At 61.1% G+C, this 18534-nt stretch carries 19 protein-coding genes and 1 pseudogene; 14 read left to right on the top strand and 6 right to left on the bottom strand.

Annotated elements, in window-relative coordinates; genetic code table 11:
- Window positions 1-24: 24 nt before the first annotated feature.
- Together HX818_RS06770 and HX818_RS06765 are read left to right on the top strand one after the other, a co-directional pair.
- A complete protein-coding gene (locus HX818_RS06770; RefSeq protein ID WP_177019715.1) occupies window positions 25-522 on the top strand; it encodes an RNA polymerase sigma factor in 498 nt (165 codons plus the stop codon).
- Entirely contained in the window at window positions 519-1286 is a 768-nt protein-coding gene (locus tag HX818_RS06765; protein WP_177019693.1) for an anti-sigma factor, read from the top strand. The genes HX818_RS06770 and HX818_RS06765 overlap by 4 nt, the downstream gene beginning before the upstream one ends.
- Before the next feature lie 43 nt (window positions 1287-1329).
- On the opposite strand, the gene HX818_RS06760 is transcribed toward HX818_RS06765, so the two are convergent.
- Window positions 1330-2271: a LysR family transcriptional regulator gene (locus tag HX818_RS06760; protein WP_177019692.1), complete on the bottom strand. Its 942-nt coding sequence runs from the start codon at window positions 2269-2271 to the stop codon at window positions 1330-1332.
- Between the two features lie 159 nt (window positions 2272-2430).
- Here HX818_RS06760 and HX818_RS06755 point away from each other — a divergent pair, with 159 nt between their 5' ends.
- From HX818_RS06755 to HX818_RS31440, 5 genes and pseudogenes are all read left to right on the top strand, one after another.
- Window positions 2431-3741 (top strand): MFS transporter, encoded by a 1311-nt coding sequence (locus HX818_RS06755; RefSeq protein WP_177019691.1) that lies wholly within the window; start codon window positions 2431-2433, stop codon window positions 3739-3741.
- Window positions 3742-3763: 22 nt separating this feature from the next.
- Window positions 3764-4993, top strand: coding sequence for a Zn-dependent hydrolase (locus HX818_RS06750; RefSeq protein WP_177019690.1), 1230 nt, complete (start codon window positions 3764-3766; stop codon window positions 4991-4993).
- 168 nt (window positions 4994-5161) lie between these two features.
- On the top strand, window positions 5162-6187 hold the full coding sequence (locus HX818_RS06745; protein WP_177019689.1) for a histone deacetylase family protein: 1026 nt from the start codon (window positions 5162-5164) through the stop codon (window positions 6185-6187).
- Between the two features lie 155 nt (window positions 6188-6342).
- Window positions 6343-7134: pseudogene (locus HX818_RS31445) on the top strand (MCP four helix bundle domain-containing protein); the annotation flags it as partial.
- The gene (locus tag HX818_RS31440) at window positions 7129-7992 is read left to right on the top strand and encodes a methyl-accepting chemotaxis protein (RefSeq protein WP_371315699.1); all 864 of its coding nucleotides are present in this window, start codon (window positions 7129-7131) and stop codon (window positions 7990-7992) included. The pseudogene HX818_RS31445 and the gene HX818_RS31440, both read left to right, overlap by 6 nt.
- On the opposite strand, the gene HX818_RS06735 is transcribed toward HX818_RS31440, so the two are convergent.
- From HX818_RS06735 to HX818_RS06725, 3 genes are all read right to left on the bottom strand, one after another.
- Window positions 7961-8812: a hypothetical protein gene (locus tag HX818_RS06735; RefSeq protein WP_177019687.1), complete on the bottom strand. Its 852-nt coding sequence runs from the start codon at window positions 8810-8812 to the stop codon at window positions 7961-7963. The two genes, HX818_RS31440 and HX818_RS06735, sit on opposite strands and share 32 nt — an antisense overlap.
- A gap of 127 nt (window positions 8813-8939) precedes the next feature.
- A complete protein-coding gene (locus HX818_RS06730; RefSeq protein ID WP_177019686.1) occupies window positions 8940-9260 on the bottom strand; it encodes a type II toxin-antitoxin system RelE/ParE family toxin in 321 nt (106 codons plus the stop codon).
- A complete protein-coding gene (locus HX818_RS06725) occupies window positions 9257-9538 on the bottom strand; it encodes a type II toxin-antitoxin system ParD family antitoxin (protein ID WP_063032594.1) in 282 nt (93 codons plus the stop codon). The genes HX818_RS06730 and HX818_RS06725 overlap by 4 nt, the downstream gene beginning before the upstream one ends.
- 382 nt (window positions 9539-9920) lie before the next feature.
- Between HX818_RS06725 and HX818_RS06720 the strand changes: the two genes are divergently transcribed.
- On the top strand, window positions 9921-10823 hold the full coding sequence (locus HX818_RS06720) for a LysR family transcriptional regulator (RefSeq protein WP_008437881.1): 903 nt from the start codon (window positions 9921-9923) through the stop codon (window positions 10821-10823).
- On the opposite strand, the gene HX818_RS06715 is transcribed toward HX818_RS06720, so the two are convergent.
- Both HX818_RS06715 and HX818_RS06710 read right to left on the bottom strand, forming a co-directional pair.
- Window positions 10815-11573, bottom strand: coding sequence for a substrate-binding domain-containing protein (locus tag HX818_RS06715; protein ID WP_003211919.1), 759 nt, complete (start codon window positions 11571-11573; stop codon window positions 10815-10817). The two genes, HX818_RS06720 and HX818_RS06715, sit on opposite strands and share 9 nt — an antisense overlap.
- A 12-nt stretch (window positions 11574-11585) precedes the next feature.
- Window positions 11586-12878 carry an MFS transporter gene (locus tag HX818_RS06710; RefSeq protein WP_003211917.1) on the bottom strand — a complete coding sequence of 431 codons (1293 nt, stop codon included), beginning with the start codon at window positions 12876-12878 and terminating at the stop codon, window positions 11586-11588.
- Between the two features lie 198 nt (window positions 12879-13076).
- Between HX818_RS06710 and HX818_RS06705 the strand changes: the two genes are divergently transcribed.
- From HX818_RS06705 to HX818_RS06680, 6 genes are all read left to right on the top strand, one after another.
- A complete protein-coding gene (locus tag HX818_RS06705; RefSeq protein ID WP_166742144.1) occupies window positions 13077-13223 on the top strand; it encodes a hypothetical protein in 147 nt (48 codons plus the stop codon).
- Window positions 13224-13623: 400 nt separating this feature from the next.
- The gene (locus tag HX818_RS06700; RefSeq protein WP_003211913.1) at window positions 13624-14346 is read left to right on the top strand and encodes a GntR family transcriptional regulator; all 723 of its coding nucleotides are present in this window, start codon (window positions 13624-13626) and stop codon (window positions 14344-14346) included.
- Window positions 14343-15131, top strand: a complete 789-nt coding sequence (locus tag HX818_RS06695; protein ID WP_177019685.1) for an SDR family oxidoreductase — start codon at window positions 14343-14345, stop codon at window positions 15129-15131. Before HX818_RS06700 ends, HX818_RS06695 begins: the two co-directional genes overlap by 4 nt.
- Window positions 15132-15213: 82 nt before the next feature.
- Window positions 15214-16146, top strand: a complete 933-nt coding sequence (locus HX818_RS06690; protein WP_008437904.1) for a 3-keto-5-aminohexanoate cleavage protein — start codon at window positions 15214-15216, stop codon at window positions 16144-16146.
- Between the two features lie 69 nt (window positions 16147-16215).
- Window positions 16216-17094 carry an SMP-30/gluconolactonase/LRE family protein gene (locus HX818_RS06685; RefSeq protein WP_177019684.1) on the top strand — a complete coding sequence of 293 codons (879 nt, stop codon included), beginning with the start codon at window positions 16216-16218 and terminating at the stop codon, window positions 17092-17094.
- 75 nt (window positions 17095-17169) lie between these two features.
- Window positions 17170-18492 (top strand): MFS transporter, encoded by a 1323-nt coding sequence (locus tag HX818_RS06680; protein ID WP_003211904.1) that lies wholly within the window; start codon window positions 17170-17172, stop codon window positions 18490-18492.
- Window positions 18493-18534 lie beyond the last annotated feature (42 nt).

Genomic DNA, 18534 nt, shown 5'->3' with positions numbered 1-18534 from the left:
AAAGACGCTGAGTTGCGTCGTGAGTTGAGCCAGTTGTTGCCACGTTTATGGCGATACGGGTTGGTGCTGTCGCGACAAAAGCATGTGGCGGATGACCTGGTGCAAGCCACTTGTGTGCGGGCACTGGAGCGTGCAGGCCAGTTCATGGCCGGCACGCGACTGGACCGTTGGTTGCTGACGATCATGCATTCGATCTGGCTCAACGAATTGCGCTCGCAACGGGTGCGGCAAGGCCAGGGGTTCGTCGATGCTGAGCAGGAGTTGTCGTTCGACGGCGAAACACTGGCTCAGGATCACGTGCTGGCTGCGCAGGTGATCAAGCGCGTCAATGCGTTGCCTGAAGCCCAGCGGGAGACGGTGTTTCTGGCCTACGTCGAAGGGCTTGCATACAAGGAAATTGCCGAGGTCCTGCATATCCCGGTGGGAACGGTGATGAGTCGGCTGGCCGCTGCGCGCTTGAAACTGGCTGAAACGGCGCAGTCAAACGGCCTGTTGGATAAATCGAGTGGAGAACGACGATGACTCAACATACACCACCGTCGGATGAACTGCTGGTGGCTTATCTGGACGGCGAGTTAGACCCTCAGCAGCGTCAGGTTATCGATAACCTGCTGGGGATTGATCCTACCGTGACTGCCCGTGTAGAGCAGCTCAAGCGCGGGCACCTGTCGTTCAAATCAGCTTTCGATTCGGTACTCGATCAAGCCCCCACCGAACGTTTGCAAGCGATGCTCGATGCCTTGCCGCCAGCACAAACACCCACCCTGAGCCGGCGCAGGTTTCTCGTGGTTGCGGCGAGCTTTGCGGTGGCCGGCGTGGTCGCTGATCGACTGTTCATGACCTGGCCCCGACCAGAGCCCGGTTCGGGCTGGCGTGCCTCGGTCGCCGAATACATGGCGCTGTATACGCCCCAGACCTTGGAAAACCTCAGCGCTGATCCCGACTCGTTTATTGCCCAACTGAGTTCGGTAGGGCGCCAGCTCGGTCTGCCGCTGAGCCCAGAGGCGATAAGCCTGCCGGGCGCCGAGTTCAGGCGCGCACAAATCCTCGATTACGATGGCGTATTAATCGGCCAATTAACGTATCTCGACCCACGTCACGGCCCGCTGGCGCTCTGTATTACGTCTGCGAAAAAAGGCCTGATGCCCATGGCCACCGAACAGCGTCGTGGACTGAACGTGGTGTTTTGGTCCAATCCAACCCATGCCTTCATGTTGATTGGCAGAAACCCGTTTGAAGATTTGCAGATCATGGCGCGTAGTGCCGAGAAGGCTCTGGCCGTGTAGTCATTGGCATGGAATAAACCCTTCGACTGTTCACCAATGCCATTCATTCGGCAGCCAATCGCGCCGACAGGCTTTCAATAAACACCGCCTCCGCCCGGCTCATTTTCTGCTCACGATTCCACAGCAGGTGGATATCCACGTCGGTAATCCCTTCGTCCGGCGGCAAGCGCCAGAGCAATCCATGCTTCACATCTTCGGCCACCACATGAATCGGCAGGCAGCCCAGGCCAAACCCGGCAATCACCAACCGCCGCACTTCCTCCAGGCTGGAGGAGGACGCCACGATGCGTCCGCTGAAGCCCTGCTGGTCACGAAAGATCGTCAACGGCGAGAGCATCCCGCCGATCTGGTCGCTGGTAAAACTCACGAAGTTCTCCGACTGCAAATCGCCTTCCGCCAGACCGGTACGCCCGAACAGCGGATGATGTCGGCCGCAAAAAAATGCATAACGCTGACGCAGAAACAGATGCTGCTCCAACCGTGGCTGCGGCCGTCGATTAAGGCTTAGGCCCAACGTCGCGGTTTTCTCCAGCAGGGCAGCAACGATGTCAGAGCTACGCATCACCTCAACGTCCAGGTCGACCCTGGGATGCTGGCGATGGAAGTCCGCCAGGAACTCATCAAAAGTGTCCGAGTTGATCCGGCTGATCATCAGCAACCGCACCTTGCCGATCACCTCGTCACCGGGCTTTTGCAGGGCGTTGCTCATCTGCGAGACCTGGCCATACATCTCGCCGGCGATCGCGAAGATTTGCTCGCCAGCTTCGGTCAGCACGAAACGTGGCCCGCGACGAGCGATCAGTTGGCAGTCGAGTTGCTCTTCCAGACGCTTGAGCGCCTGGCTGATGGCCGGCTGGGTCAGGTGCAAGCGCGCGGCGGCGCGGCTGATGCTCAGTTCCTGGCCGATCACCCGGAAGGTACGCAGCAGGTTCCAGTCCAGACGGTCGTTGAGCAGCGGGTGAACATCGCGGCGGTTTTCAGACATGGCGATAGCTCGATAATAAGCAGGATTTATAATCGGAATGATAAATAGAAAATTGACTAATCATAGCGTCGAGACGAAAAATCACCCTCAACCAGCGCCATCAGAGCGCGAGCGCCAGACCTTTCTCCTGCCAAAAAAATAACCAAAGGAGCCAGCCCCATGAAGCCTTCAGCTTCGCCGCAGCCTCGCCGTGCCGCGGCCGCCGCTTTCATCGGCACCATGATCGAGTGGTACGACTTTTACATATACGCCACCGCCGCGGCGCTGGTGTTCGGTCAGCTGTTTTTCCCTTCCGACGACAAACTGTTCAGCACCATGGCCGCGTTCGGCACCTTTGCCGTGGGCTTCTTTGCCCGGCCGTTGGGCGGCATCGTGTTTGGGCATATTGGTGACCGTATCGGTCGCAAGAAATCCCTGGTGATCACGCTGGTGATGATGGGCGTGGTCACCGTATGTATCGGCCTGTTGCCGACCTACGCGCAGATCGGCGTCGCGGCGCCGGTGTTGCTGGTGCTGCTGCGCATCGTGCAGGGCATCGCCGTTGGCGGCGAGTGGGGCGGGGCGGTGCTGATGGCCGGCGAACATGCACCCAAAGGCCGTCGCAATTTCTTTGCCTCCTTTGCACAGTTGGGCAGCCCGGCGGGTTTGATCCTGTCGTTGCTGGCCTTCAGTGCGGTAACCCGTTTGCCGGAGGCCGACCTGCTCAGTTGGGGCTGGCGCGTGCCGTTCCTGGCCAGTGCCTTGTTGTTGATCGTCGGTCTGGCAATCCGCCTGGGCGTCAACGAATCGCCTGAGTTCCTGGAAGACAAAGCCAAGGCAGAAAAGGCCCGGGCCATCACCGAGGATCAGGCCCCGGTCATCGAAGTGCTGAAAACGGCCTGGCGCCCGCTGCTGCTGTGCATCGGTGCCAACACCCTGGGGATTGCCGGGGTGTATTTCACCAACACCTTCATGATTGCCTACACCACCCAGCAACTTAACCTGCCGCGCTCGTTGATTCTGGAATGCCTGTTTGTCGTGGCCATCATCCAGTTCTGTGCCCAGCCGCTGGCGGCCTGGGTGGCGGAGAAGGTCGGTGCCACTCGTTTTCTGTGTGCGATGAGCGTGCTTGCGATGGCCTCGCCTTATCCGATGTTCGTGCTTGTCAGCAGCGGCCAGGCGCCATTGATCATCCTCGGCATCGCCCTGGCCGTGGTGTGCATGGCCTCGTTTTATGCGGTGATTGCCGGCTTCGTCAGCGGCTTGTTCGAAACCCGCGTGCGCTACACCGCCATCTCCCTGGCCTACCAAGTGTGCGGCGCGCTGGCCGGTGGCCTCACGCCGTTGATCGGCACCTGGCTGGCCCATGAATACCAGGGCCAGTGGTGGCCGATGGCAGTGTTCTACAGCGCGATCGCGGCGGTTTCGCTGCTGTGCGTACTCGCGTTGTCCCGTCGTCACGCCACCGCCCACCGTCTTGAAATGGCTTGAAGCGTTTGATTGGAGAATGTGTATGTTGAAGATTAATGGCGAGCGTCTGTGGGCCAGCCTGATGGCCATGGCCGAGATCGGCGCCACGGCTCGCGGAGGCAGCTGCCGCCTGGCGTTGAGCGCCGAAGACCAGGCCGGCCGCGCACTGTTCAGCCGCTGGTGTGAAGAGGCCGGGCTGACCCTGAGCGTCGACGCCATCGGCAACCTGTTCGCCCGCCGCGCCGGCACGGACAATGAAGCGGCCCCGGTAATGATGGGCAGCCACCTCGACACCCAGCCGGAAGGCGGGCGCTTTGATGGCGTCTATGGTGTGCTGGCCGGACTGGAAGTGATCCGCAGCCTCGACGACCACGGCATCAAGACCCGCAAACCACTGGAAATCGCGGTATGGACCAACGAGGAGGGCGCCCGGTTTACCCCGGCCATGCTCGGCTCGGCGGTGTTCACTGGCACCTTGGCGTTGGATAACGCGCTGGCCACCCGGGATGTCGCCGGTGTCAGCGTGGCGGATGCGTTGCGCAGCACCGGCTACAACGGCCAGCGCCCATTGGGCGGCGCGGTGGATGCGTATTTTGAAGCGCACATCGAGCAAGGTCCTATTCTGGAAGACAACGCCAAGAGCATTGGCGTGGTTACCGGTGGGCAGGCGATTCGCTGGCTCGATGTGCGCGTGGAAGGCATGGCCGCCCATGCCGGGACTACGCCGATGCTGCTGCGCAAGGACGCCTTGTACGGCGCCGCGCAGATGATCCAGTCGCTGGAAAACCTGGCGGCTGATTTTGCGCCTGAGGGCCTCACGACCGTGGGTGAATTGAGCATCGCCAAGTCGTCGCGCAACACCATTCCCGGCCTGCTGAATTTTACCGTCGACCTGCGCCATCACCGCGACGCCGACATAGAAGCCATGGAGCAACAGGTGCGTGCCCGCTTGCAGGACATCGCCGCCCAACGTGGTCTGAGCGTCACCGTCAGCCCGCACTGGATCAGCCCGGCGACACCGTTTGATGCCGAGTGTGTCGTCTGTGTGCAGTCCGCCGTGGATGCGTTGGGTTATGCCCAGCAATCGATTGTCAGCGGTGCTGGCCATGACGCCATCCACCTGGCGCGGTTCTGCCCCACGGCGATGGTGTTCATTCCGTGCGTGGGAGGCTTGAGTCATAACGAAGCCGAAGATGTGCTGCCCGAGGACGTTCGCCAGGGTACCGATGTATTGCTCAATGCCGTGTTGAAACGTGCCGGCCAGGCTAATTAACGAAACATTTCTGCAAGGTTGAACACGATCAAAATGTAGGAGCTGGCTTGCCTGCGATAGCGTTGGTTCAGGCAACAAATTTGTATCTGAGCCACCGCAATCGCAGGCAAGCCAGCTCCTACAGGTCCGGTATTCAACCGCAGACGTGTGCCCATCAGGAGAAATCCCATGCGTACTTATTTCCACCCCGAACAACTCCTGCACCATCCTCGCAGCTACTACTCCCGTGGCCAGATGCGTACCCCGCAGGAAGTCCCGGAGCGCGCCCGCAATCTGCTGCTGGCCGCACAAAACCTGGGCTTCGACATCCAGCAACCCCACGACCACGGCCTTGATCCACTGCTGGCCGTGCACGGTGCGGCCTACCTGGCCTTCCTCCAGGAAGCCCACCAGCGCTGGAAAGAAATCCCCGAAGACTGGGGCGACGAAGTCATGTCCAACATCTTCGTGCGCGAGCCCAACGCCCTGCGCGGCATCCTTGCCCAGGCGGCGCGCTACCTCGCCGACGGCAGTTGCCCGATTGGCGAACTCACCTGGCGCTCGGCCTATTGGTCCGCCCAAAGCGCCGTCGCTGCCGCCCGGGACATCCTCGACGGCGCACCCGCGGCCTACGCGCTGTGCCGCCCGCCAGGCCACCACGCGCGTTTTGATGCAGCCGGTGGGTTCTGCTATATCAACAACGCGGCGGTTGCGGCGCAGGCGTTGCGCGCGGGCTTCGAGCGCGTCGCCGTACTCGACACCGACATGCACCACGGGCAAGGCATCCAGGAGATTTTCTACGAGCGTGATGACGTGCTGTACGTGTCGATTCACGGCGACCCGACCAACTTCTATCCGGGTGTTGCAGGCTTTGCCGAAGAGCGCGGCGCTGCTGCGGGTGAAGGCTTCAACCTCAACCTGCCGATGGCGCATGGCGCGAGTGAGGCGGTGTTTTTCCAAAAGCTGGAACTGGCATTGAAGGCAGTGAAGGACTTCTCGGCGGACGTGCTGGTGTTGTCGCTGGGGTTCGATATCTACGAGCTGGACCCACAGAGCAAAGTGGCAGTGACGCGGGAAGGATTTGCGCGGCTGGGGGAGTGCATTCGTGGATTGGGGTTGCCGTGTGTGATCGTGCAGGAGGGCGGGTATCACCTGGAAACGCTGGACAGTAATGCTCAGGCGTTTTTTGCAAGTGCGCAGGCGTGGTCGATGTAACCCGCTGAATAAAGCGCCCCGGACTGCCTTGGAAATACATTCAAGGCGCGTCTGCCCCGTGGGCCTTTCACGTCGATAATTTATATCTCTTAACTTCTGGTCGACACCCCTAAAGTCCCGCCCTGACTGGCCGAAACTCTGTCATACGATGTCGTATGCCCATAATGAGAACAATCGCCATGTCGCTCCGCAGCCTGTCCATCGCCCGCCGTGCGGGTCTCGGTTTTGCCTTGATTGCCTTGCTCGTGGCGCTGCTGGGGTTCTTTGCACTCTCGAACATGGCGAGCATCCGCGAAAGCGCCGTGCAGGTAGAAAGTGGCCTGGTGCCGAAAATGCGCCTGGTCTCGGATATCCGCGAAATCATGCTGCGCATCCGCACTATTTCCCTGCGCATGGCCCTTGATCCCAATCCGGCGAGCCTCTCGCAATACCGTAGCCAGATGGACACCCGCAGCCAGGATCTGGCAAAGAAACTGGCCGACCTGAGTGCGGTGCTTGATACACCTGAGGTACGCAATCTCTACGACCAGTTTCAGGTCTCCCTGCGGCAATACCAGCAAGGCCTCACCCAGTCATTCATCCTCGCCGACAAGCAGCAGACCGCCGAGCTGAACAAGTTGCTGCTGGTGGACATGAAGACCGTGGTCGACGGTTCCGGCAATCAGCTCAATGCCCTGGCCGACTATTACAACGCCCAGATAAACCTGCAGGGCCAGACGGCGCAGGCGCAGTACAGCCGCTCACGCACGATGGTCTTCGGCTTCGTGCTGCTGGCGGCGTTGAGCACGGTGGCCTTGGCGTGGTTGCTGACGCGTAGCATTGTGGGGCCCCTGAGCCACGCGGTGTGTGCCGCGGAAAACGTCGCTCGGGGCGACCTGACCCAGACCGTTGAAGTCACCGGCGACGACGAAGTGACGCGCCTGCTTGTGGCACTGCAGAGTATGCAAGGTAACCTGCGCGGTACCTTGCAGTTGATTCGCCAGTCGGCCGGGCAGATGGCGGCCTCGGCCACCGACCTCAACGGTATCACCGACCAGAGCAGCCGCAGCCTGCAAAAGCAGACCGCTGAAATTGAGCAAGCCGCCACCGCCGTCAATGAGATGACTTCGGCCGCCGATGAGGTGGCGCGTAATGCCGTTTCCACCTCCGAATCCACCCGGCTCTCCAATGAAACGGCCCGCGACGGCCAGCAGCGCGTCGGTGAAACGGTCAGCGCGATTCAGGCGCTGAGCACCAACATCGGCGAAACCTCGAGCCTGGTGCAAAACCTCGCCGATCAATCGCGGGACATCGGCAAGGTGCTGGACGTGATTCGCTCTATTGCCGAGCAGACCAATTTGCTGGCGCTGAACGCAGCCATCGAGGCGGCGCGTGCCGGTGAGTCCGGGCGTGGTTTTGCCGTGGTGGCGGATGAAGTGCGTGCACTGGCCCATCGCACCCAGCAATCGACCCTGGAAATCGACCAGATGGTGACCGCGATGCGCAGCGGCTCCAGCGAGGCACTGACCTCAATGCAATCGAGCACCCAGCGGGCCAGTGAAACCTTGATCCTGGCCGAAGGCGCCGGTGGCGCACTGAGCCAGATCACCGACTCCATCGATCAGATTCACCAGCGCAACCTGGTCATCGCCAGCGCCGCCGAGGAGCAGGCGCAAGTGGCCAAGGAAGTGGATCGCAACATCGTCAATATTCGTGACCTGTCCGCGCAGTCGTCCTCGGGGGCGGGGCAGATCAACGGGTCGAGCCATGAGCTGGCGCGGTTGGCGGTGTCGCTTAATGAGGCGGTGGCGCGGTTTCAGCTGTAACGGGGTCTACTCGTGCCACGGATGGCACCAGTTCCAGGATACGGTCACGGCCACCTTCGGCCACCAGATACGTTCCCTTCGTCGTACGCACAATCGACTGTGGCGCTTTCAGGAAAGACAGGATCGTCTGCTGGCGCCCGTGCTTGTCGATCAGCAACAAACGCGCACGGTGGGTTGAATCCTCGTTGATCCATAACCCGCGTTCATCGCACATCAGGAAGGTGGGTTTGTTCAAATGGCTCAGTACCACCGGGTCGCTACCGTCGATGGTCAGCTCTCGCACCACGCCCTTCTTCTTTTCGGTGTAGAGCATGCGCCCATCCGTGCAGCGAACAATCGACTCGCCTTCGCTGAGTTGGTCACGCACGACGCTCAAGGTCCTGTCGCTCCAGTGATAGCGCAGAATCCGCGCCCCGACCTTGCGGTCTTCGATGGCATACAGGTACTCGCCGTCGTCCCATAGCCCTTGCACGCTTTCTCCCCTGAACAGCTCGGTGACGACGCCGTCCTTGAGGAGGCTGACCGGCGCGCCGTCCACTTCCTGGCTGAACACCCAACCGCCCTGAGTGGCGACCATGCCATCGGGCTTGGATAGTTTTCCTACAACCAGCTCGCGTTTTCCGTCGGGCAAGATGCGTACGATACTGCCAAGCCCATCGCTCAATTCCTGGCTCACCATCAGTGAACCGTCGGGCATCGGCATCAGTGATGCGGCCTTTGCTACGTCTCGGTGGACGACATGAACACTCCAGTCTTCGGCTGCACTGACCGGGTAGAAGCTTTGCCAGGCGAAGAAGCCCAAAGCCGCAAGGCAGAGCAAACCCAGGAGCCACAACCCCGCTCGAAGCGCTCGATAGAGAGGCGCAGGGCTGGAAGTCCTTTTTATTGTTTCATCCATTGATTGCGTTACCGGTAGCTATTCGTGAATAGAACGATTGGAGCCGAAGTTAACCGTTGTCCTCGTCCTGCAAGAGGGCTGCGTAATCTTGCCCTCCGTAGAACACCCCTAGAATCGATACCGTTTCAGTGTCGGCATCTACTGTAAAAGCGATGATGGTGGTGTGCCGATAGTGAGTGGTACGTAGAGTGGGTAACAAGTCTTCACGGCTGATGCCGCGCAGAGGAAACAGATACAGGTTTTCGCAGTAACTGATGATGGCATCTACATAGCGCGCAGCGATGACGGGTGAGCCGGCCTGGGTGATGTAGTCTTCAAGTTCTTCGAGTTGCGTTACTGCCTTGGGTGAAAAAGCTACCGTGTAGGTCACGACTTACGGTTGCCTTTCTGTTGGCGTTTGGCTGCCATGTGTTCGCGGACCTGGGCGGCAGACAGCGCGCTGTCTGGATCGGCCTTGAGGGCGACGGCTGCTGGAATCACTTGATCCTGAAGCCAGTTTTCCATTGCTCGGTCACGTGCCAGCAAGATTCGCAGCCCGTCGCGTATGACTTCACTTTCACTGGCATATTCGCCAGTGCTCACTTTGGCTTTGACGAGTGCGGCCATCTCAATCGGCAAGGTGATGCTCATTTGCTGGGTTGAGCGCATGGTAGCGTCCGCTTTTGCTGGGTAGGATTTAATCCTACTCAACGCTGGGCGTGTTGCAAGCGGTAACTGACCAGTGTGAGTCGCTGGAGTCTCCTGAACTGACCAGCGTGCTGTCTGTTTCGTGCAGATACTGATGGGGTAATCCATCGTCAAAAACTTTTCCATAGTGGGCCTAAAAGTGAGAGCTGGATTTGAGGCTGTCAGTATTGACGCTTTTCAGAAGTCTCGTTTCCAACCCACGCAAATTCCCTGCTGATATGTATGACCGCATATTTTCCGTAGGGTTATTGGCTGATCCCGAGTCTGTGGCCCGCGCCAATAGCATCCCGCCAGCCCCCATACGATAATGCCCGCCACATCTGTTCAACCAATGGCTGCCCCCGTGATCATCAACTTCGACCTGAACGACCTCCAAGCCTTCCGTGCCGTCGTAGACAAGGGCAGTTTCCGTGCGGCGGCCGAAGCCATCCGTATCTCCCAGCCGGCCCTCAGCCGGCGCATCGAAAAGCTCGAGTCTGCCCTCGACGTCAAACTCTTCGAACGCACCACGCGCCGGGTCAGCCTGACCATGGTCGGCCGCGCGTTCCTGCCGCAAGTCGAGCGCATGCTCGATGACCTGGACATCGCCCTGATGGGCATCAGCAACGTCGCCTCGACCCGCATGGGCAATGTCACCATCGCCTGTGTGCCGTCCACCGCGTACTACTTCATGCCCCACGTGATCTCCGAATTCCACAAGCTCTATCCGAAGATTCGTCTGCGGGTATTGGACGCGAGTGCGGGCGAGGTGTGTGCGGCGGTGGAAAGTGGCGAGGCGGATTTCGGCGTGAGTTTCAGCGGCAGCCTGGCAGACGGGGTGGAGTTCGAGCTGCTGTTGCAGGAGCGTTATGTACTGGCCTGTCGCCGGGAGCATCCGCTGGCGGACCGCGCCAGTGTGACGTGGGCCGAGGCGTACGAGCACGACTACATCACCGTGGACAAGACCTCAGGCAATCGCTTTTTGCTGGACCAGGCCCTGCGCGGGGTGCGGGTGAAGAAGCCAAGCATCTGCGAAACCCATCACGTCACTACGATGATCGGGTTGGTGGAGGCGGGGTTGGGGGTGGCGATGGTGCCGTCGATTGCGATGCCGGGCGGCGAACATCCGATTCTGACGAGCGTGCCGTTGGTGGAGCCGGAGGTGGTGCGCAACGTGGGGTTGATCAAGCGCCGCGGGCGTACGTTGACGCCGGCGGCACTGGAACTGGAGCGGTTGACGCGGGAGATGCCGTTCCGGTCAGTGTGAGACCGAATCCAGGCCGGTGGATTGCACCACCGGTTGCGCCTGGGGCGAGGCGAGGAATTGCAGGAGCTTTTTCGCCTGCGCCGGGTGCTGCGCATTTACCGGAATGCCGGCGGCAAAACGGGTGACGGACTGCACGTCTTCAGGGATCTTTCCGACGTAGGTCACGCCTGGAATTGGCAGCAGTTCGGACACCTGTTGCAAGCCCACTTCGTAATCACCCTTGGCCACCTGTGAGGCCACCGGGATGCGTTCGATCATGGTGCCCTTGGACGGCATGCCGAGCTTCTTGAACAGTTCCTTTTCGACGTAGACGCCGCTGGCGCTGTCCGAGTACGCGACGGATTTGGCGTTGGTCAGTACCGTCTTCAGTTCGGCATCGGTGGCAATCGAGGGCTTGGCCGCGCCTTCCCTGACCACCAGGCCGATGCGCGAGTCCGCCAGTTCAACGCGGGACGCCTTGTCGACCTTGCCTTGCTTGATCAGCTCATCCAGGGCGTAGCCGACCATGATCACCACGTCGGCGTGTTCGCCACGGGCCAGGCGGTTGGGAATCGCTTCCGGCGCCTTGCCCATCGACGGGCCGAGGATGGTGTCGAGGGTGTCGCCGCTCTGGGTGGCGTATTGCGCACCCAGCACCTTGTAGGCAGCGGTGAAGCCGCCGGAGGTCATGACTTTCAGCTCTTCGGCGTGGGCGACCATCGCCAGGGAACCGATCGCCAGTGCCGCCAGTGTTTTCAGCATGGGGTTCATCAGTGCGGCTCCTCAGGCAACTTGCAGACGGGCGCTGGCGCGGCGATACAGCGCGAACGTCGCGCACAGGGCGCACAGCGCGGCGAACATCAGCCAGTAGGCGGGCGATGCCTTGTCGCCCGTCTCGTGGATAAACCAGGTGGAAATCGCCGGGGTAAAACCGCCGAAGATCGCGGTCGCCAGGCTATAGGCCAGGGAGAAGCCCGCCACACGCACTTCCACCGGCATGATCTCGGTCAGGGCCGGGATCATGGCACCGTTGTACATGCCGTAGAGGAAGGAGAACCACAGCAGGGTTTCCAGCATGTGCGCGAAGCTTGGCGCATTGACCACGTAGGAAAGTGCCGGGTAAGCGGTCAGCACGGTCAAAGCAGTCATGGCGATCAGCACTGGCTTGCGGCCAAAACGGTCACTGAGGGTGCCACCGATGGGCAGCCAGATGAAGTTCGACACGGCCACCAGCAGGGTCACCAGCAGGGCGTCGGCGGTGGTCAGGTTGAGTACGGTTTTGCCGAAGGTGGGTGCGTACACGGTGATCAGGTAGAAGGCCGTGGTGGTCATCGCCACCATCATCATGCCGCCGATCACGATGGTCCAGTTCTTCACCAGGGTGGCCAGCACTTCGCGCATGGTCGGGCGATGCTTGCGGTTGGCGAACTCTTCGGTTTCCTGCAGGTTGCGGCGCAGGACGAAGATGAACGGGATGATCACGCAGCCGATGGCGAACGGAATGCGCCAGCCCCAATCGGCAACCACGGCTGGTTCCATCCACTGGTTCAGGCCATAACCCAGGGCGGCCGCGACCACGATGGAGATCTGCTGGCTACCCGATTGCCAACTGGTATAGAAACCCTTGCGGCCCGGGGTGGCCATTTCGGCCAGGTACACCGACACGCCGCCCAGTTCGGCACCGGCCGAGAAACCTTGCAACAGCCGGCCCATCAGCACCAGCAGCGGTGCCCACAAACCAATGGTGTGATAGCCGGGCACCAGCACGATCAGCAGGGTGCCACTGGCCATGATCGCCAGGGTCACGATCAAGCCTTTGCGACGGCCCACATCATCGATGTACGCGCCGAGGATGATAGCCCCCAGCGGACGCATCAAAAAGCCCGCGCCGAACACGGCGAAGGTCATCATTAATGACGCAAATTCATTAGCGGCAGGGAAGAAGGCGGCGGCGATATAGGTGGCATAGAAACCGAACAGAAAGAAGTCGAACTGTTCGAGAAAGTTGCCGGAGGTGACGCGAAAGACCGCGCCGACTTTGGAGCGGGCAGAGTCAGGCCGTGAAGGGTTTTGCATTTTCTTGTGTCTCCAGCGTTCTTTTTAAAGTGCTTGTTTCGCTTAAGACCGCGGATAGTGGCTGACACATTTGGAAATGATAAGTGAGTTGTTTACATGTATTGATGCGTCGTGGTTATCAATTGCCGGATGCACACAAAACCGCTCCCTCATCTATGCTTGCCCAGTGTGTCCAATTCTTACGGATGGGAGGTGGGTATGAGCAACGAACAGAAGCAGCGCGAAGAGTTGGAGCAGGAGCGGGCGAGGAAGCTTCGCGAGGAAGAAAAGCCGCAGACCTGGAAGCATCCGGACGATGGCACCGAGCTGTCCGAGCGTGACCAGGAGCGACCGCTCAAGCCCTGATGCAGGCATTTCATTGTGGCGAGGGAGCTTGCTGTGCCGAGGGAGCTTGCTCCCGCTGGGCTGCGAAGCGGCCCCAAGATTTTTGGGAGCGCTTCGCACTCCAGCGGGAGCAAGCTCCCTCGCCACATTACGATTTACTGAATCGGCATTCCCAACTCCACCAGCGTGCCATCTGGGCACCGCACACTAGAAACAACCTTTGCGCCTCCCCACGCCGCCCTTGAAGTTCATCCCGCCCTGCGAAGCAGAGGGTGGTGTCGCCGGTATCCCGCTCGCCATAGATCCCTGATTAATACAGTCGACGGCGACTGAAGCCATACCGTCAACGGGAAACTATTTGACATATTTGATTTGTGATCACATATTGGAGCCATAAGAACGACAACACAGGTTTTGACTCATGACAGATGGCCCGCTTCTCCTTCCGACCTTGCGCCAGGTGTCCCGCGATACCTTGCAAGACCAGGTCTATCGCCAGATCCGCGAAGCCTTGATGAGTGGTCGTTTCCAGCCCGGCCAGAAACTCACCATCCGCGGCCTCGCCGAAGCCCTCGGCTCCAGCCCCATGCCAGTGCGCGAAGCCCTCCAGCGCCTCAGCGCCGAAAACGCCTTTGAAGTCACCGAAACCTCTCGTCTGCGGGTCCGCATGATGACGGTCGAACGCCTGCGGGAAATCCGCGATGCGCGGGTCGCCCTGGAAGGTTTGCTGGCAGAAAAGGCCGTATTGCTCCTGGAAAAAGCCGACCTCGACGAAATCTCCGACCTCTGCCAACAGATGCAACAGGCCGCCGACGAAGTCGACGTTTCCCGCTACCTGTGGACCAACTTCGCCTTTCACCGTCGGATCTATGCCGTCGCCCAGGCCGAATTGACCATGGCCGCCGTGGAAAACTTCTGGCTGCACATGGGCCCGTGTTTTGCCCTGGTCGCCCCCGATAAAGCTCACTTGCAACGCTCGATGGAGGCGCATACGCGCATCGTCGAAGCCCTGGCCGCCCGCGATGGCGCCGGTGCCCGCGCGGCCGTGACCGATGACATCATGCAGGCCGCCGATTCCCTGGCGCGCCTGCTCGTCAAGAACGACCGTTCGCGGTCGTCTGTTTCAGGAGGTAAACGTGCATGAGTATCCTACAGCGGCTGCAGCCTTATCCTGGGTTACGTGTGTTGATTTCCGGCGGGGCTGCCGGCATCGGTGAAGTGTTGGCGGCGGCCTATCTGGAGGCGGGTGCCAAGGTGCATGTGTGTGATGTCAGCGAAGCGGCCCTGGCGGCGTTTCGCGACAAGTACCCGGGCACTGTCGCCACCCGTGCCGACGTGAGCGATGCCGCGCAGATCGAGGCGGTGTTCCAGGTGCAGCGCGAGCAATTCGGCGGGCTGGACGTGCTGGTCAACAACGCCGGGATTGCCGGGCCCACCGGCGGCATCGACGCCATCAGCGATGCCGAGTGGCAAGCCACGATCAATATCAACCTGACGGCGCAATACCGCTTTGCCCACCACGCGGTGCCGATGCTCAAGGAATCGTCCCACGGCCATCTGCTGCATATCGCCTCGGTCGCCGGGCGCCTCGGCTACGCCTGGCGCACGCCATATGCGGCGACCAAATGGGCCATCGTCGGCCTGATGAAATCCCTGGCCTCGGAGCTGGGCGAAAGCGACATCCGCGTCAACGCCTTGCTGCCCGGCATCGTTGAAGGCCCGCGCATGGACGGCGTGATCCGCGCCCGTGCCGAACAGGTCGGTGTGCCGGAAGCCGAGATGCGCCAGGAATACCTGAACAAGATCTCCCTCAAGCGCATGGTCACCGCCGAAGACGTCGCGGCCATGGCCTTGTTTCTCTGCTCGCCCGCCGCCCGCAATGTCACCGGCCAGGCGATCAGTGTCGACGGTAACGTCGAGTACCTGTAGGCCGCGTCAGCGTTTAGCCAGGGAAGAACACACAAGTTACACCCGGGATTTTTTTCATAAGAATAAAAGTCGGAGAATCGTCATGTCCAAAAATCGTCCTGTGATCATCACCTGCGCCGTCACCGGTGCCATCCATACGCCGTCGATGTCGCCGCATTTGCCGATCACCGCGCAGGAAATTGCCGACGCCGCCATCGGTGCCGCCGAAGCCGGCGCCGCCATTGTCCACCTGCATGCCCGTGATCCCATCGATGGCCGTCCCAGCCAGGACCCCGCGCTGTTCGCCGAATTCCTGCCGCACATCAAGGCCGCCAGCGACGTGGTGATCAATATCACCACCGGCGGCGCACCGACCATGGGCGTCGAAGAACGCCTGCAACCGGTGATGCAGTTCAAGCCGGAACTGGCCTCGCTGAACATGGGCTCGATGAACTTCGGCCTGTACGAAATGCTCAACCGCTTCACCGAGTTCAAGCATGACTGGGAGCGTCCGTACCTGGAAGAAAGCGACGACCGGATCTTTCGCAATACCTTCCGCGACATTACCCACATCCTCAATTCCTGTGCCGAGAACCGCACCCGTTTTGAAATCGAGTGCTACGACATCGGCCACCTGTACACCGCCGCTCATTTCCTGGAGCGCGGCCTGCTGAAACCACCGTTGTTTATCCAGTCGGTATTCGGTTTGCGCGGCGGCATCGGCGGGCACCCGGAAGACCTGGCCCATATGCGCCGCACCGCCGACCGCCTGTTTGGCGACGACTACGTGTGGTCGATCCTCGGCGCCGGCCGTGGGCAGATTCCGCTGGCCACCATGGGCCTGTCCATGGGCAGCAACGCCCGGGTCGGCCTGGAGGATTCGCTGTGGGATGGCCCGGGCAAACTGGCCGCGTCCAACGCCGACCAGGTACGGCGCATTCGCACAGTGATCGAAGCCCTCGGCCATCAGGTCGCCACGCCGGATGAAGCGCGGGAAATCCTCGGGCTCAAGGGGCGCGACCAGGTCAATTTCTAAGTGACAAACCGGCCGCGTCACGGCGCGGCCATGCCCATCCCGCACAACAACAAAAAAGGGGATAACACCATGCGTATCGAAGTGCTTGTGGACGTGAAGACCACCCTGGGCGAAGGCCCGGTGTGGGACGTCGAACAACAACGGTTGTACTGGATCGACAGCGCCGACGGCCGAATCCTGCGCTGCACCGAGGATGGCCGCGAACTGCGGGCCTGGGATGTGGGCCAGAAAATCGGCTCCATGGCCCTGCGCCATAGCGGCGAGCAAGCCATTGTCGCCCTGCAAAACGGCGTGCACCTCCTGGACCTCAACAGCGGCGAACTGGCCCTGGTGATCGACCCGGAACCCGCACTGCCCAACAACCGCCTCAACGACGGCAAGGTCGACCGCCAGGGGCGCTTTGTCTTCGGCTCCATGGACACCCTCGAAGACAGCGCCAGCGCCAAACTCTACCGCCTCGACGCGGACCTGAGCCTGCACACCCTGGACGAAGGCATCATCGTGTCCAACGGCCCGTGCTGGAGCCCGGCGGGCGATACGTTCTACTTTTGCGACACTTGGTCCGGCGAGATCTGGGCCTATGACTACGACCCTGCCAGCGGCGCGGTGAGCAATCGACGCACCTTCGCCAAGGTCGATACCAGCGGCGATGGCGCTGCCGACGGCTGCACCGTGGATGCCGAAGGCTGCCTGTGGCAGGCGCTGGTCTACGCCGGAAAACTGGTGCGCTACACACCCGACGGCGAGGTCGACCGGATCATCCAGATGCCGGTGAAAAAGGTCACCAGCCTGACCTTTGGCGGGCCGAACCTGGACACCCTGTTTGTCACCTCCATGGCCAAGCCACCGTTGCCGCGTTTCCCGGCCGACGGTCAGCAGCGCGGGGCGCTTTTTGCGATCACCGGGCTGGGCGTGCAAGGAATAGCCGAGCGACGGTTCGCCAGCTAGCGCGTTTTTTTCAACAAGGCACTTTCCTTTCGCAACCTTGTGTCAGTGCGCGCCCTCGCGCGCCTGGAGAAACCCATGGCAACCTTGAAAAAAGCCTCGCTGCGCAGTATTCACCGGCACTCCTGGGTGTCGCTGCTGGTGTGCTGGATGATCTGGATCCTCAACGCCTACGACCGTGAGATCGTGCTGCGCCTGGGGCCGACCATCTCCAAGCATTTCGATTTGTCGGCCGACCAGTGGGGCACCATGGCCACGGTGATCATGCTGGCCCTGGCCCTGCTGGATATTCCCGGCTCGATGTGGAGTGACCGCTACGGCGGTGGCTGGAAACGTGCGCGGTTCCAGGTGCCGCTGGTGCTGGGCTACACGGCTATTTCGTTCCTCTCCGGGTTCAAGGCCCTGAGCGGCAACCTCGCGACCTTTATCGCGCTGCGGGTTGGCGTCAACCTCGGCGCAGGCTGGGGCGAGCCGGTGGGCGTGAGCAACACCGCCGAATGGTGGCCGGTGGAACGTCGTGGTTTTGCCCTCGGTGCGCACCACACCGGTTACCCGATCGGCGCCATGCTCAGTGGCATCGTCGCCAGCTTTGTCATCAGCACCTTCGGTGAAGACAACTGGCGCTACGTGTTCTTCTTCGCGTTTGTGGTGGCGTTGCCGCTGATGATTTTCTGGGCGCGGTATTCCACCGCCGAACGCATCACCGCGCTGTACGTCGACATCGCCGCCAAGGGCATGACCCCGCCGGACAACGCACCGGCCAGCCAAGTGAAGGGCCACGCCTGGCGCACGTTTATCGCCACGTTGCGCAACCGCAATATCGCCCTGACGGCGGGTAATACGATGCTGACCCAAGTGGTGTACATGGGCGTCAACATCGTGCTGCCGGCCTACCTGTACAACATCGCCGGGCTGTCCCTGGCCGAGTCGGCGGGGATGAGCGTGGTGTTCACCTTGACCGGGATTCTCGGGCAACTGGTGTGGCCGTCGCTGTCGGACATCATTGGCCGGCGCGTCACCCTGATCATCTGCGGGGTGTGGATGGCCGCCAGTGTCGGTGCGTTCTACTTCGCCAACACCCTGACCCTGATCATCGTCGTGCAACTGCTGTTCGGCCTGGTGGCCAACGCAGTGTGGCCGATCTACTACGCGGTGGCCTGCGACTCGGCCGAGCCGTCGGCGACCTCCACCGCCAACGGCATCATCACCACCGCGATGTTTATCGGTGGCGGCCTGGCGCCGGTGCTGATGGGCAGCCTGATTGCCATGGGCGGCGGCTGGACCACCTTGCACGGCTACACGGTGTGCTTCTTCGTGATGGCCGGCTGTGCCCTGGGCGGGGCGCTGCTGCAACTGTTTTCCCATCGCCCGCCGGCGCTGGTTGCGCAACTCGAACCCTAGAACAACACCGATGCGTCCCCCAGCCGTTGCGCTGGCGGGGCG

The sequence above is a fragment of the Pseudomonas sp. F9001 genome (assembly GCF_013385435.1).
GTDB lineage: Bacteria > Pseudomonadota > Gammaproteobacteria > Pseudomonadales > Pseudomonadaceae > Aquipseudomonas.
The sequence above is the reverse complement of the archived record's forward strand: the minus strand, read 5'-3'. Positions and strand labels throughout refer to the sequence as shown.

What these genes read in the sequence shown, in the direction of transcription:
- HX818_RS06765 (WP_177019693.1), top strand. Translation starts at nt 519, where the DNA reads ATGACTCAACATACACCACCGTCGGATGAACTGCTGGTGGCTTATCTG.
- HX818_RS06760 (WP_177019692.1), bottom strand. Translation starts at nt 2,271, where the DNA reads ATGTCTGAAAACCGCCGCGATGTTCACCCGCTGCTCAACGACCGTCTG.
- HX818_RS06755 (WP_177019691.1), top strand. Translation starts at nt 2,431, where the DNA reads ATGAAGCCTTCAGCTTCGCCGCAGCCTCGCCGTGCCGCGGCCGCCGCT.
- HX818_RS06750 (WP_177019690.1), top strand. Translation starts at nt 3,764, where the DNA reads ATGTTGAAGATTAATGGCGAGCGTCTGTGGGCCAGCCTGATGGCCATG.
- HX818_RS06745 (WP_177019689.1), top strand. Translation starts at nt 5,162, where the DNA reads ATGCGTACTTATTTCCACCCCGAACAACTCCTGCACCATCCTCGCAGC.
- HX818_RS31440 (WP_371315699.1), top strand. Translation starts at nt 7,129, where the DNA reads ATGCAAGGTAACCTGCGCGGTACCTTGCAGTTGATTCGCCAGTCGGCC.
- HX818_RS06725 (WP_063032594.1), bottom strand. Translation starts at nt 9,538, where the DNA reads ATGCGCTCAACCCAGCAAATGAGCATCACCTTGCCGATTGAGATGGCC.
- HX818_RS06715 (WP_003211919.1), bottom strand. Translation starts at nt 11,573, where the DNA reads ATGAACCCCATGCTGAAAACACTGGCGGCACTGGCGATCGGTTCCCTG.
- HX818_RS06710 (WP_003211917.1), bottom strand. Translation starts at nt 12,878, where the DNA reads ATGCAAAACCCTTCACGGCCTGACTCTGCCCGCTCCAAAGTCGGCGCG.
- HX818_RS06705 (WP_166742144.1), top strand. Translation starts at nt 13,077, where the DNA reads ATGAGCAACGAACAGAAGCAGCGCGAAGAGTTGGAGCAGGAGCGGGCG.
- HX818_RS06700 (WP_003211913.1), top strand. Translation starts at nt 13,624, where the DNA reads ATGACAGATGGCCCGCTTCTCCTTCCGACCTTGCGCCAGGTGTCCCGC.
- HX818_RS06695 (WP_177019685.1), top strand. Translation starts at nt 14,343, where the DNA reads ATGAGTATCCTACAGCGGCTGCAGCCTTATCCTGGGTTACGTGTGTTG.
- HX818_RS06690 (WP_008437904.1), top strand. Translation starts at nt 15,214, where the DNA reads ATGTCCAAAAATCGTCCTGTGATCATCACCTGCGCCGTCACCGGTGCC.
- HX818_RS06685 (WP_177019684.1), top strand. Translation starts at nt 16,216, where the DNA reads ATGCGTATCGAAGTGCTTGTGGACGTGAAGACCACCCTGGGCGAAGGC.
- HX818_RS06680 (WP_003211904.1), top strand. Translation starts at nt 17,170, where the DNA reads ATGGCAACCTTGAAAAAAGCCTCGCTGCGCAGTATTCACCGGCACTCC.